8 protein-coding genes and 2 pseudogenes are annotated in these 13,752 nt (G+C 61.4%); 9 read left to right on the forward strand and 1 reads right to left on the reverse strand.

Annotated features, from left to right (window positions below):
- Nucleotides 1–132: 132 nt before the first annotated feature.
- Both ACA051_RS16425 and ACA051_RS16430 read left to right on the forward strand, forming a co-directional pair.
- A pseudogene (locus tag ACA051_RS16425) lies at nucleotides 133–255 on the forward strand (cupin domain-containing protein); the annotation flags it as partial.
- A 55-nt stretch (nucleotides 256–310) separates the two neighbouring features.
- Nucleotides 311–673, forward strand: a pseudogene (locus ACA051_RS16430) (ATPase); the annotation flags it as partial.
- 195 nt (nucleotides 674–868) lie between these two features.
- On the opposite strand, the gene ACA051_RS16435 reads toward ACA051_RS16430, so the two are convergent.
- Nucleotides 869–5,770, reverse strand: coding sequence for an NAD-glutamate dehydrogenase (locus tag ACA051_RS16435; RefSeq protein WP_497303186.1), 4,902 nt, complete (start codon nucleotides 5,768–5,770; stop codon nucleotides 869–871).
- A 504-nt stretch (nucleotides 5,771–6,274) separates the two neighbouring features.
- On the opposite strand from ACA051_RS16435, the gene ACA051_RS16440 reads away from it, so the two are divergent.
- The 7 genes from ACA051_RS16440 (at nucleotide 6,275) to ACA051_RS16470 (ending at nucleotide 13,746) form a co-directional block, all read left to right on the forward strand.
- Nucleotides 6,275–6,628: a hypothetical protein gene (locus tag ACA051_RS16440; protein ID WP_497370885.1), complete on the forward strand. Its 354-nt coding sequence runs from the start codon at nucleotides 6,275–6,277 to the stop codon at nucleotides 6,626–6,628.
- 272 nt (nucleotides 6,629–6,900) lie between these two features.
- Entirely contained in the window at nucleotides 6,901–7,860 is a 960-nt protein-coding gene (locus tag ACA051_RS16445) for an AAA family ATPase (RefSeq protein WP_003218556.1), read from the forward strand.
- A 5-nt stretch (nucleotides 7,861–7,865) separates the two neighbouring features.
- A complete protein-coding gene (locus ACA051_RS16450; protein WP_438659141.1) occupies nucleotides 7,866–8,810 on the forward strand; it encodes a DUF58 domain-containing protein in 945 nt (314 codons plus the stop codon).
- Entirely contained in the window at nucleotides 8,807–9,301 is a 495-nt protein-coding gene (locus tag ACA051_RS16455) for a DUF4381 domain-containing protein (protein ID WP_497303188.1), read from the forward strand. Before ACA051_RS16450 ends, ACA051_RS16455 begins: the two co-directional genes overlap by 4 nt.
- The gene (locus tag ACA051_RS16460) at nucleotides 9,294–10,373 is read left to right on the forward strand and encodes a vWA domain-containing protein (protein WP_497370887.1); all 1,080 of its coding nucleotides are present in this window, start codon (nucleotides 9,294–9,296) and stop codon (nucleotides 10,371–10,373) included. The genes ACA051_RS16455 and ACA051_RS16460 overlap by 8 nt, the downstream gene beginning before the upstream one ends.
- Nucleotides 10,370–12,109: a tetratricopeptide repeat protein gene (locus ACA051_RS16465; protein ID WP_497303192.1), complete on the forward strand. Its 1,740-nt coding sequence runs from the start codon at nucleotides 10,370–10,372 to the stop codon at nucleotides 12,107–12,109. Before ACA051_RS16460 ends, ACA051_RS16465 begins: the two co-directional genes overlap by 4 nt.
- A complete protein-coding gene (locus tag ACA051_RS16470) occupies nucleotides 12,106–13,746 on the forward strand; it encodes a BatD family protein (protein ID WP_497370889.1) in 1,641 nt (546 codons plus the stop codon). Before ACA051_RS16465 ends, ACA051_RS16470 begins: the two co-directional genes overlap by 4 nt.
- Nucleotides 13,747–13,752: the final 6 nt, after the last annotated feature.

Genomic DNA, 13,752 nt, shown 5'->3' on the forward strand with positions numbered 1-13,752 from the left:
ACCCCGCGGTGTTTCAGGTGGACCGTGCGGGTCGGGTTTACGACTGCTTCGCAGCCGAACGCAGCCTCGCGCTGCTCGGCAGCTGCTACATCAATCATGCGGAGGATTGGTCCCCTCACCTTCGCGAACATGTACGAACCGGCCGGCTCGGAACATTTGGTCTCAAAAAATGCAAGTACAACCAAGCCCGCCAAACTGTTGGTATTCATGGTGTTGTCCCCCGACGAGAAAGTGTTGATCCCACTGGAAAACTGATCGCTGAAGGGACAGCCATAAATATAAAGGCCCGAATTAACGTTTCGTCAAGTGATCCTTGCAGCGTCAGTTCGGCTCGGTGACGGTGTACCCGGACATGCAAAGCCTCAGGGCGGCGAAGCCCGATGTGGTCGCTATTGTCGACACCCGTCGCCAATTGATCACATCGCGCAGTTCGGATATCGAAGCGAATGTGAGTGCGGACTTCTATGACTCAAACTTCAACTACATCGGCACTGCGCAGGGGCATGACGCCAAAGCGCTAAGTCCATTATGGGCAGACTACAAACGCAGTGAAGAGATCGTGGCGGATATTAACGAACAACAGAATGTGCAAGTGCGGGCACTGCAAAAGTTTGACCAGTCGCTCAGTAATTTATTGACCAGGCCGACTGATAAAGTTTCGATGATTGATAACGCAACAGCGTCAGAAGTTGTATTAAGGCTAATGACCTCATCGCGAGCAGGCTCGCTCCCACATTGGAATGTATTTCAAATGTGGGAGCGACGATTCGACTTGCCCGCGAAGGGGCCAAATCAGCCAACACAAAACTTGCAGGCAAAAAAAAAGCCCCGCATCTCTCAATGCGGGGCTTGTTCATTCAACGCCTGATCAGGCCGCCGGTTCCAGCTCGGCAGCTGTTGTAACAGGCGCAGACACTACCGCTTGCCCGCTCAACGCCAGGTCCAGCAGTTCACGGTTGGCCACCGCGTACATAGCGTAGTCAGTGCCGCTGGCGGCACGGATTTCTACCAGCATGGCGCGCCAGCGTTCGATCATGCCTTCGTGCTGTTCCATCCACAGCTCCAGACGGGTTTCCACGTCCTGAGTGCCGTCGCCCTGTTGCAGGACGGAGATGGTGATCGCACGTTGCTGCCAGTCGACGTCATCGCGGAACGCTTCACGGGCCAGGGCTTGCCAGTTGTTTTCAACCGGCAGAGCGCTGATCTGTTGCAGGTACCAAGTGATGTCCAGGGCGCTGCCCACGGCGAAGTAAGCCTTGGCCACATCCGCAGGGTTCTGGCCAGTCACGTCGGAGGCCTCGATGATCGGCAGCAGGGTGTACAGGTGCGAAGTGCCAGCCACCATACGCGCGAGCAACTCCGGCACACCGGCTTCGACGTAAGCCTCATAGCGGGTCTGCCAGTTCTCGTGGATCTCGCCACTCAGCAGTTCGTCGAGCTTGAGACCCAGCTCCTTCAGATGCGGACCGAAGTGCGCGACGTCACGGGCAGCATTCTGCTCGTTGCGACGGGCACGCAGGAACCAGCGCGTAGCGCGACGGCCCAGGCGCATCAGCTCGTCCATCAGCTCCAGTTGCACGTCGGCGGAGACCTGATAATCCAGGGCTTCGATCTGACGGAACCAGTGTGGGAGGTGGAAGATGTCACGCACGATCACATAAGCACCGGCCACGTTCGCCGGGCTCATGCCGGTCGACTCTTTGAGTCGCTGAACGAAGGTGATGCCCATGTGGTTGACCAGATCGTTGGCGATCTGGGTGCTGACGATTTCGCGTTTCAGACGGTGACGGCGCATGGCTTCGGAGAACTTGCTCACCAGGCTCGGCGGGAAAGCGGTTTCCATGTCGCGCGTCAGGTAGTCGTCGTCCGGCACCTGGGAATTGAGCAGCGCTTCCTTGAGGTCGATCTTGCTGTAAGAGATCAGCACCGACAGCTCGGCACGCGTCAGGCCGTGGCCTGCAGCGATGCGCTCGTTGATGGCTTCTTCGGCCGGCAGGAACTCGATGGCGCGATCCAGCTTGCCGCGACCTTCCAGATCGTTCATCAGGCGCTTGTATTCAGCGATCCGCGGCAAGGCACGACGGGCAGCCAGGGACAGGGCCTGAGTCTGCTTGTAGTTGTTGCCCAGGACCAGGTTGCCGACTTCGTCGGTCATGCTCGCCAGCAACTGGTTGCGTTGCTTGTCGGTCATGTCACCGGCCTGAACCACTTCGTTCAGCAGGATCTTGATGTTCACTTCGTGGTCGGAGCAGTCCACGCCACCGGCGTTGTCGATGAAGTCGGTGTTGGAACCGCCGCCATTGAGGCCGAATTCAACACGACCCAGTTGGGTCATACCGAGGTTACCGCCCTCGCCCACGACTTTGCAGCGCAGTTCGTTGCCGTTCACGCGCAGTGCATCGTTGGCCTTGTCGCCGACATCGGCGTGGCTTTCGGTGCTGGCTTTGACGTAGGTGCCGATACCGCCGTTCCACAACAGGTCCACTGGAGCCTTGAGCAAGGCGTTCAGCAGTTCGGTCGGGGTCAGCTTGTCCGCCTGGATGTCGAAACGCTCTTTCATCTGCGGGGAAATCGCGATGCTTTTCGCGCTACGGGAGAAGATCCCGCCGCCTTCGGACATGATGCTGGTGTCGTAATCCGACCAGGCCGAACGTGGCAGGTCGAACAGGCGCTGACGCTCGGCGAAGCTGTTGGCAGGCTCCGGGTTCGGATCGATGAAGATATGCAGGTGGTTGAAGGCTGCGACCAGTTGCAGCTTGTCGGACATCAACAAGCCGTTACCGAACACGTCACCGGCCATGTCGCCGACGCCCACCACGGTGATGCTGTCTTCCTGGACATTGATGCCGCGCTCGCGGAAGTGACGTTGAACGCCTACCCACGCGCCCTTGGCGGTGATGCCCATCTTCTTGTGGTCGTAACCGGCCGAGCCGCCGGACGCAAAGGCGTCGCCGAGCCAGAAGCCGTAGTCGATGGCGATACCGTTGGCGATGTCGGAGAAAGTGGCAGTGCCCTTGTCCGCAGCGACCACCAGGTACGGGTCATCGTCGTCATGACGCACGACGTTGGCCGGCGGAACCAGCGCGCCGTCTTTCAGGTTATCGGTGATGTCCAACAGGCCCGAAATGAAGATGCGGTAGCAGGCGATGCCCTCGGCCGCGATCTCGTCCCGGCTGCCGCCCAGTGGCAAGCGACGCGGCAGGAAGCCGCCCTTGGCACCCACTGGCACGATGACCGAGTTCTTCACTTGCTGGGCTTTTACCAGGCCCAGGACTTCGGTACGGAAGTCTTCTTCGCGGTCAGACCAGCGCAGGCCACCGCGAGCCACGTTGCCAAAGCGCAGGTGTACGCCTTCGACGCGCGGCGAGTAAACGAAGATTTCGAACTTCGGTACTGGCTTCGGCAGCTCTGGAATCTGGTGCGGGTTGAACTTGAAGCTGAAGTAGGACTTGTTCTTGCCGTTCGCATCGGTCTGGTAGAAGTTGGTCCGCAGCGTGGCCTTGATCAGGTCCAGATAGCGACGCAGGATGCGGTCTTCGTTGAGCACCTGGACTTCGTCCAGCGCGGCAATGATCGCGTGTTCCAGGCGTTGCTGCTTGTCTTCCAGATCGTCGCTGGTGAGCTTGCGCGCCAGGTAGAAACGGGTCTTGAACAACCGGGTCAACTCGCGAGCGATGTCGGTGTGGTTGTTCAGGGTGCTGGCGATGTAACCCAGGTCGAAGCCCAAGCGGATCTGCTTCATGTAACGCGCGTAGGCACGCAGCAACGCCACATCGCGCCAAGGCAGGCCGGCGGTCAGCACCAGACGGTTGAACGCATCGTTCTCGGCATCGCCACGCACGATGTGGACGAAGGCGTCCTGCAAGGTGTCGTTGAGTTGCTGGATGTCGAGATCCAGGCCTTCAGCGGCGGTGAACGCGAAGTCGTGAATCCAGAACTCGCGGCCATTGTTGTGGCGCAGGCGATACGGGAATTCACCCAGTACACGCAGGCCGAGGTTTTCCAGGATAGGCAAGACGTCGGACAGTGCCAGCGGGGTATCGGCGTGATACAGCTTGCAGTGCAGTTCGCGCTGGCCGGAGACCTGACCCAGTGGCTGATAGAAGCTCATCACCAGTGGATTTTTTTCGTTCAGGCTCAGCAGGTGCTGCATGTCGACCACCGCCGAATGCGCGGCGAAGCGCTCGCGGTACCCGGCAGGGAAGCCTTTCGGGAAATCGGCCAGCACGTTGGTGCCGCTCGCTTCACCGAAGCTTTCAACCGTCAGGCTCGCGTAATCGTCCTGCCAGCTGCGGCAGGCTTGCACCACTTCTTTTTCCAGCAGGACCGGGTCGATGTCCAAGCGGTTCTTCGGGTCAACCCGCAGAATCAGCTGTACACGGGCCAGCACGGACTCGGAGAAGAAGGTCCAGAACTCGCAGTCCGAGGCTTTCAGGCGATCCATCAGCACTTGCTGGATCTTCTGGCGCACTTCGGTGGAGTAGATGTCGCGCGGCACGTAGGCCAGGCAGTAGCAGAAACGGCCGTAGGGGTCTTTGCGCAGGAACACGCGGATCTTGTTGCGTTCCTGGATCTGCACGATCGACATCACGGTGCTGAACAGCTCGTCCACCGGGGTCTGGAACAGATCATCGCGCGGCAGCACTTCGACCACCTGCGCCAGTTCCTTGCCCAGGTGAGCCTTGGGCTGGAAGCCGGAACGGCGTTCGATTTCTTCGACCTTGCGGCGGATGTACGGAATGACCCGCACGCTCTCGCCATACACCGAAGAGGTGTACAGGCCCATGAAACGGCATTCCTTGATGACGTTGCCGTCGGCGTCGATTTCACGGATCGACACGTAGTCCGGGTAGGCCGGACGGTGCACACGGCTTGGGTGTGCAGCCTTGGCGAACGACAACAGGGTCGGTTCGCGCAGGTAGTTCACGGCGTAGTCTTCGATGCGCAGGTCATCGTAGGTCAGGCCGGTGCGCAGCAATTTGGTCAGGCCGAGGAACGAATCCTGGTCGTAGACGATGTGCCCGCCGTCGACTTCATCGCGAACCACGAACTCTTCATAGCCCAGGAACGTGAAGTGGTTGCCCACCAGCCATTCCAGGAAGCTTTTGATTTCGGCTTTTTCTTCAGGATCGACAGCGAACTGGCTGCTGTCCAGGTGGCTCAGGATTTCCTGGACCTTGGCTTTCATCGGTTCGAAATCGGTGACCGCGACGCGGACTTCACCGAGAACCTGCTCCAGCTCTTTGGTCAGGACATTGAGCTCGGCCGCGTTGGCGCAACGGTCGATTTCCAGGTACATCAGCGATTCTTGCAGAATGCCTTCGCCCTGGGTGCCTTTCGGCAGGATTTCCAGCAGCTCGCCCTTGCTGCCGCGACGCACGCTCAGCACAGTGGTTTGCAGGGTATGAATGCTGTAGCCGCGACGGTTCAGCTCGGTACGCACCGAGTCCACCAGGAATGGCAGGTCGTGGTGCAGCACTTCGACCGCGGTGTGGGTCGACTGCCAGCCGTGGCGTTCGTAATCCGGGTTGTAGACGCGCACTTGCGGTTGCGCGTGATCGAAGCGCTCAAGCAGGCGCCACGCAGAAAGGGTGCAGCCGGCGAGGTCGGACAACCGACGCTGGGTCAGCTCGTCCAGGGAAATGATGCCGAAGAATTGTTCAGCGAACAGCGCCACTTGTGGCAGTGCCTGTTCACTGATGTGCTGGGCCAGTGCCGCTTGCAGTTGGTGCTGGAAGTCGGCTTTGCTGGCTGCGGTGAAGAACGCCATCTGTGGTACTCCGCTTGGGCTTGTTATTGATGGAAGCGTCGCGTGCAAAACCCCTTTCGGGGCGATCCGTCACCCTGTTCCTGATTCTCGGGCAGAGGAAACAGGGTGACAGGTGGGTGAAGCTGGACGAGACACTCAGGTCACATTCACCTTCCATGAGGGTTATCGGCAAAAACGCCTGTGCGATGAATTGCACAATGCCTTTACGGATATCCATTCGATGCGCAGCTTAACGAGTGCGGTAACGCCTGTGCTTGCGGCGCTGCGACATATTCGGTCATCGGTACGCAGCTCACGGCATGCGCCTCGAACAACACTAGCAGCCGTGCGGGAAAACGGGCGTTTTATCCCCGGTTTTACGGCACATCCGTACCAGAAATGACCAGTAACACTCCAAGTGTTCACGACACATACTCTGACACTCAGGCGAGCAGAAATTCCCGAGGGCTGGCAGAATCGCCTTTTATTGCATTCACAATGCTCGCCGAGCCAGGATTCCCCCCCATGCAAATGACCACCGCACTCTTGATCGTCAACCCGTGCGATGACGAAGAAGACAACATGGCCATGCTCTGCTGCCACAGCGATCAGGGCGACATGTTCCTGATGACCCGTTACCCGGACGAGGACGCGCTGGACATCACCCTCGACGGCGAGCCTTCGACGCTCGATGGCGTGAAAGTCACGCTCAGCCCTACCCGATTGCTGATCGAAATCGCGGCGGCGGATGCGGATGCGTTGAATGGGGATGATTCGCTGGAGATCATTCACAGCACCGATGCGAGCGATCTGGCGGAGGTTGAAGAAACGTTGCATAACATCCTCAAGGAGACTGGCACCTATATAAGCGAGCTCTGATTTTCGGCGCCTGTGCCGGCCCCTTCGCGGGCAAGCCTCGCTCCTACAGGTCCAGCACGGGTCCTGGTGTAGGAGCGAGGCTTGCCCGCGAAGGCGTCCGAAAGAACAACACCATTGCCCCGCCCTACAATTTTCAAACAATTTCCCCAACCATTTCCCACTCTTTGCACAAAATGCCGTTAGTCGCCGCCCCCCGCGATGGATTAAAGTAACGCCCCCAGCCCTGGCGTTATTCGAACGTCTTCGGTCACCCTTTCCAGGAACAGTCATCGATGGAACATCGTGAAGCGCTGCTAGCGCTGCGAACCTTTCTTTCAACGCAGATTCTCGGCCAGGAAAAACTCATCGAGCGCTTGCTCATCGCCTTGCTCGCCGACGGCCACATGCTGGTCGAAGGCGCCCCGGGGCTGGCCAAGACCAAGGCCATCAAAGAACTCGCCGAAGGCATCGAAGCCCAGTTCCATCGCATCCAGTTCACCCCCGACCTGCTGCCGGCCGACATCACCGGCACGGAAATCTATCGCCCGGAAACCGGCAGCTTCGTGTTCCAGCAAGGACCGATCTTCCATAACCTGGTGCTGGCGGATGAAATCAACCGCGCCCCGGCCAAGGTTCAATCGGCATTGCTGGAAGCCATGGCCGAGCGTCAGGTCAGTGTCGGGCGCAGCACTTACGAACTGTCGCCACTGTTTCTGGTGATGGCCACGCAAAACCCGATCGAGCAGGAAGGCACCTATCCGCTGCCGGAAGCCCAGCTCGACCGCTTCCTAATGCACGTGAAAATCGGTTTCCCGGATGCCGCCGTCGAACGCCGGATCCTGCAACAGGCCCGTGGCGAAGCCTTGAACGGCGAAACCAAACCCGAACGCCGGGTCAGCCAGCAGGCAATTTTTGCCGCACGCAAGGAAATCCTCGGTCTGTACATGGCCGACGCCGTGGAGGAATACCTGGTGCAACTGGTCATGGCCACACGCACCCCGGCCAAGTTCGACCCGGAAATGGCCGAATGGATCGCCTACGGCGCCAGTCCTCGTGGTTCGATTGCCCTCGACCGCTGCGCCCGGGCCCACGCCTGGCTGGCCGGTCGCGACTTCGTCAGCCCGGAAGACATTCAAGCGGTGCTGTTCGACGTGTTGCGCCACCGCATCATTCTTTCCTTTGAAGCCGAAGCCGCTGGCATCGATCAGGACCGGGTGGTCCAGCGGATTCTCGACGTCGTAGCCGTCGCTTGACCCCGATGAACGCCCTCCTGCCGCCCGAGCCGGGCATCCGCGTCAGCCTCGCCGAGCTGATCGAGATGCGCCATCGCGTGCGCGAAGTGCAGCTGTTTTCCACGCCGAGCCAGCGTAGCCCGCTGATCGGCCTGCACCACTCCAAGCTGCGCGGCCGGGGTGTGGACTTCGATCAGGTGCGGGTTTACCAGGCCGGCGACGACGTGCGCACCATCGACTGGCGCGTCACCGCCCGCACCCAGGAGCCGCACACCAAGCTGTTTCATGAAGAACGCGAGCGGCCGATTTTCATCATGGTCGAGCAAAGCCGTCGGCTGTTTTTCGGCTCCGGGCTGATGTTCAAATCAGTGCTGGCCGCCCAGGCGGCGAGCCTGATCGGCTGGGCAGCCCTTGGCCATAACGACCGGGTCGGCGGGCTGGTGTTCGGCGACAACGAGCACTACGAGATCAAACCCCGGCGCAGCAAACAAAGCCTGCTGCAACTGCTTAACCGTCTGGTGCGGGTCAATCAGTCGCTGCACACCGAAAGCGAGCAGAACCGCGACTCCCTCAACCTGGCGCTGCGTCGTGCGCGGGAAGTGCTGCGCCCCGGCAGCCTGGTGATCGTGATCTGCGATGAGCGCGCCCTGACCGAAGGTTCTGAACAGCAATTGAGCCTGTTGTCTCGTCATTGCGACCTGTTGTTGCTGCCCCTGTCCGACCCGCTGGATCACGCCCTGCCCGCCGCCGGGCTGCTGCGCTTCGCCGAACGCGGCGCGCAACTGGAACTCGACACGCTGAATTTCGACCTGCGCCAGACCTACCGCGCTCAGGCCGAAGCGCGTATTGCCCGCTGGGAACTGCTCGCGCAAAAGCTGCGCGTGTTGCTGATGCCGCTGAGCACCCAGAGCGAGATGGTCGAGCAACTGCGCGAGTACCTGAACCCTCAAAAACCGGGGAAAGGTCGATGAGCAGCCTCGATCAACTGCAACCGCTGATCTCGCCGCCGCCCGTCGAGTTCTGGCCACCTGCGCCCGGCTGGTGGCTGTTGCTGTTATTGCTGCCGCTGATCGGTTTCGGTCTGTGGAAGGCGCGGCGATTCATTCCGAACAAACGCCCGATAGTGCGCGCCGAACAACCGCTGGACCCGGTGCGTATCGCCGCATTGGCCGAACTGGCGCAGATGCCAAAACCCTACGACGGCGCCCCGGCCGGCGCCTGGTTGCAGCAGCTCAACGGCTTGCTCAAACGCCTGTGCCGCAACCATTACCCCTACAGCCAGAGCCATACCCTCAACGGGCGCAAGTGGCTGGCGTTCCTCGACAACCGGTGCCCGGCCGCCGGCCTGACCCGCTGGATGGTGCTGGTCGAAGGCGCCTACAAACCCGAATGCAAACTCGACGACAAGGCCATCGCCGGCCTCACTCAAGCCGTCGATACCTGGATTCGCAAACATGTTTGAGTTCGCTTGGCCGTGGATCTTTGTCCTGCTGCCGCTGCCCTGGTTGATGCGCGTCCTGCTGCCGGTGGCCGACAGCGGCGAACCGGCACTCAAAGTCAGTTTCCTCAACGACCTCGAAGGCCTGGCCCGCCGCCGAGCCCGGGCCAACCTGCCAGCCTGGCGCCAGCAAGCACCGTTCATGCTGTTATGGCTGTTGTTGCTGATAGCGGCGGCGCGCCCGCAATGGCTGGGTGACCCCCTGCCGATTGCCGCCAGTGGTCGCGATCTGCTGGTGGCCGTGGACGTGTCCGGCTCCATGGATTTCCCCGACATGCAGTGGCAGGACGAAGACGTCAGCCGACTGTCGCTGGTTCAGCACTTGCTCGGTGACTTCCTTGAAAGTCGCGACGGCGATCGCGTCGGCCTGATCCTGTTCGGCAGCCAGGCGTACCTGCAAGCGCCATTGACGTTCGACCGGCACACCGTGCGCGTGTGGCTGGACGAAGCGCGAATCGGCATCGCCGGCAAAAACACCGCCATCGGCGATGCCATCGGCCTCGCCCTTAAACGCCTGCGCATGCGTCCGGCCCAGAGCCGCGTGCTGATCCTGGTCACGGACGGCGCCAACAATGGCGGTGAAATCGACCCGCTCACGGCGGCGCGGCTGGCGGCCAACGAAGGCGTGAAGATCTACCCGATCGGCATCGGCGCCGACCCGGAGCAAAGCGGCACCTTGGGTTTCCTCGGGGTCAATCCGAGCCTGGACCTCGATGAACCGGCGTTGAAGGCCATCGCCCAAGCCACCGGCGGTCAGTACTTCCGCGCCCACGATGGCAAAGAGCTGCAGTCGATCAAGGACACCCTCGACACACTTGAGCCAGTGACTCAACAACCGACCCAGGCTCGCCCGGCGCAGGCGTTGTATCACTGGCCTTTGGCGCTGGCGTTGTTGTTGAGCATGTTGTTGGTGGTGCGCGAGCGTTGGCCGGACAACCCACTGCAACGGCTGTTTACCAAGGACCTTTTTTTGCAGACGCAACTGCCTGACTGGCGCCAGCGGCTCAAACGCCTGCGTCTGCGGAGGCGCCGATGAGTGCGCTTTGGCCGTACTGGTTTCGCCCTTGGTGGCTGCTGTTGTTGCCGCTGTTGGGCTGGCTGCTCTGGCAACTCTGGCATCGGCAAAAACGCGCCGGACGCTGGCAGATGATCCTGCCACCGGCCTTCCACGCCGCACTGCTGAGCGGTGGCAACGGTCGCGATAACAAGTTGCCGTGGGTCGTCCTTGGCGTGGCGTGGGTATTGACCGTCCTGGCCTTGTTGGGGCCGAGTTGGGAGCGCGTCGAACAAATCAGTCAGAAACCCGCCGACCCGCTGGTGGTTGTGCTTGAGCTGACCCCGGAAATGCTCGCCACCGACGTTGCGCCGAACCGACTCGAACAGGCCCGACGTAAACTGTTGGACCTGCTGCAAGTCCGCAGCGACGCGCAGACTGCAATCGTCGTCTACGCCGGCAGCGCCCACACCTTGGTGCCGCTGTCGGATGACCTGTCGACCAGCCGTAATCTGCTCGATGCGCTCAAGCCTTCGCTGATGCCCGAAGCCGGCCATCGCGCGGACCTCGCGGTGACCAAGGCCCTGGCACTGCTGAATCAGGGGGATTTGGGTGAAGGCCGGATCCTGTTGATCGGTTCCACCCTGACGGACCTGGAACGTGAAGGTATTCGCCAGGCGCTGGACCGAAAATCGACGCAGTTCCTGATGCTCGGCATCGGCACTGCCGAAGGTGCGCCGGTCGCTCAGGAGGACGGCAGTTTCCTCAAGGACGATCAGGGCGCGATTCTGGTGCCGCACCTGGACAGCCCCAGCCTGAAAGCCTTTGCCAGCGACCTTGGCGGAGACTATCGTCCGGCGCGTCTGGACGACACCGACCTGCGTGGACTCGGCCTGCTCGACGGCCCACGCACCCTGCGCAACGACGGCCAGACTTTGCGCCTCGACACCTGGGCCGATCAGGGTTACTGGTTGCTGCTGCCGCTGTTGCTGCTGGCGGCGTGTGCTGGTCGTCGTGGCTGGCTATTCTGCCTGCCGCTGCTGTTCCTGCTGCCGCAACCCAGTTATGCCTTCGACTTCGAAGACTTGTGGTTGCGCCCCGATCAACGGGGCCTGCATTTGCTCAGGCAAGGCCATCCGGCGAAGGCTTCGCAGCATTTCGAGGATCCGCAGTGGCAAGGCGTCGCGCTGTATGAGGCCGGCGACTACAGCGGCGCCGCCCAGCAGTTCGCCCAGGGCAACGACGCCCACGCCCACTACAATCGTGGCAACGCCCTGGCCAAAAGCGGTGAGCTGGAAGCGGCGCTGGATGCTTACGATCAGGCACTGGAACAGCAACCGGATTTGCGCCCGGCACAGACCAACAAGGCGCTGGTGGAAAGTCTGCTCAAACAGAAAAACACCCCGCCACCGGTCGAGCCGCAGAAAACCGCCAATGACGAGACCGAGAACACCGAGCAAGAACCGCCACCGGGTGCCGCCACGCAACCGGCGGACAATGACCATCCGACATCCGACGTCGAGCAGTCCACGCCGGACGCCGGGCAGCAGGCCACCACGCCACCGAAACCGGGCACCAATGAAGTCCCGGGCAGCGAGTTGGGGGACGAGCAAAGCACCACGCCACCGCTGCGTCCGGCCAGTGACAACATCGATGGCGAACAGCGTCAGGCGCTGGAGCAATGGCTGCGCAAGATCCCGGATGACCCGGGTGAATTGCTCAGGCGCAAATTCTGGTACGAACAGCAACAACATCAGGATCAGGAAAAAACGCGATGACCCGCTTCACCCTTTTCATGCTCGCCCTGCTGTTTTGCACCGTTCAGGCCCAGGCGGCGGCGCTGGTCGCCAGTGTCGATCGCAGTCGCCTGAACTCCGGCGAGACGGTCGAACTGACCCTGGAATCCAACGACGTCACCCAATTCGGCAAGCCTGACCTGGCACCGCTGGAACCGCAGTTCGAAGTGCGTGGCACCCGCCAGGTCAACCAACTGACCACCCTGAACGGCGACAACCGCGCCACCACGCGCTGGATCATCACCTTGCTGCCCAAGGAAAACGGCAGCGTGACGATTCCATCGCTGCAACTGGGCGAGGTGCAGAGCCAGCCGATTACCGTGCAAGTGGTCGAAAGCGAAACCCAGGACACCAAGAACAAACTGGCCCCGGTGTTTATCGACGCGAGCCTCGACCAAAGCAGCGTGTACGTGCAAGCCCAGGCCATCCTGACCTTGCGCATCTACCATTCGGTGTCGCTGTACGACGACAGCAGCCTGACCCCGTTGCAGATTCCCGATGCGCGCATCGAACAACTGGGCGAGTCGCGCACTTACGAGAAAGCCATCAATGGTCTGCGTCATGGCGTGATCGAAATGCGCTATGCGATCTACCCGCAACACAGCGGCGAATTGACCATCCCGGCGCAAATATTCAGTGCCACGCTCGTCGACGCGCAGCCCGCTCAGGACGCCGCTGCCCAGGCGCCGAAGTCCGGAAAACTGATGCGCGTGAGCTCCGCCCCGATTCTGCTGACGGTCAAGGCCAAACCGATCACGTACCCTGCCGACCTGCCCTGGTTGCCAGCCCGCAGCCTGAACCTGAGCGAAAGCTGGAACCCGGAGCCGGACCATGCGCAGGTGGGCGATTCGCTGACCCGCAGCCTGACCTTGAAGGCCGAAGGCCTGGCCAGTACCCAATTGCCGCCGCTGCCCGCCACCGACGTCAACGGCCTGCGGCGCTACCCGGACCAACCGGTGCTGAGCAACCAAAGCACTGAGCGCGGCTTGATCGGCAGCCGCGAAGATCGCGAAGCGCTGGTGCCGGGCCGCAGTGGCGCTATCGAGTTGCCTGCGGTGGAAGTGGTCTGGTGGAACACCTTCGAAGATCATCTGGAACACAGCAGCCTGCCGGCCCGAAGCCTGCAAGTGGCGAACAATCCGAGCCTGGTGGTTGATACACCGGCTAACACCGCGCAAGTGAATACCGGCGTCGACAGTGAAACCTTGTGGAAGTGGAAACTCAGCACATTGATTCTGGCCTGCACCACGTTGCTGGGTTTCGGCCTCTGGTGGCGCGCCCGCTGGCAACCGGCAATCCTGCGCGCTGCGCAGACCGGCCCGAGCCCACGCACCGTCCTCGACGAACTCAAGCGCGCCTGTCAGGCCAACGAGCCCCACGCCACCCGCCAGGCCCTCGACGCCTGGGCCCGGCAACAACCGGAAACCCTGGCCGATATGGCGGCGCGCTTCGTGCCACTGTCCGACGCACTGGACGGCTTAAACGGCGCGCTCTACAGCGAAACCGGCCAGCACTGGCAAGGCGAAGATCTGTGGCGGGCGATCAAGGCGATCCCGATTGCCGAACGGGTTCATGATCCGGTGGGTGACAGCGGGCTGCCGCCGCTTTATCCGAAGTAACGGTCC

This window comes from Pseudomonas sp. LBUM1669 (assembly GCF_059695705.1).

Excerpts from the sequence above, each read along its gene's own strand:
- ACA051_RS16435 (WP_497303186.1), bottom strand. The coding sequence starts at position 5,770 with ATGGCGTTCTTCACCGCAGCCAGCAAAGCCGACTTCCAGCACCAACTG.
- ACA051_RS16440 (WP_497370885.1), top strand. The coding sequence starts at position 6,275 with ATGCAAATGACCACCGCACTCTTGATCGTCAACCCGTGCGATGACGAA.
- ACA051_RS16445 (WP_003218556.1), top strand. The coding sequence starts at position 6,901 with ATGGAACATCGTGAAGCGCTGCTAGCGCTGCGAACCTTTCTTTCAACG.
- ACA051_RS16450 (WP_438659141.1), top strand. The coding sequence starts at position 7,866 with ATGAACGCCCTCCTGCCGCCCGAGCCGGGCATCCGCGTCAGCCTCGCC.
- ACA051_RS16455 (WP_497303188.1), top strand. The coding sequence starts at position 8,807 with ATGAGCAGCCTCGATCAACTGCAACCGCTGATCTCGCCGCCGCCCGTC.
- ACA051_RS16460 (WP_497370887.1), top strand. The coding sequence starts at position 9,294 with ATGTTTGAGTTCGCTTGGCCGTGGATCTTTGTCCTGCTGCCGCTGCCC.
- ACA051_RS16465 (WP_497303192.1), top strand. The coding sequence starts at position 10,370 with ATGAGTGCGCTTTGGCCGTACTGGTTTCGCCCTTGGTGGCTGCTGTTG.
- ACA051_RS16470 (WP_497370889.1), top strand. The coding sequence starts at position 12,106 with ATGACCCGCTTCACCCTTTTCATGCTCGCCCTGCTGTTTTGCACCGTT.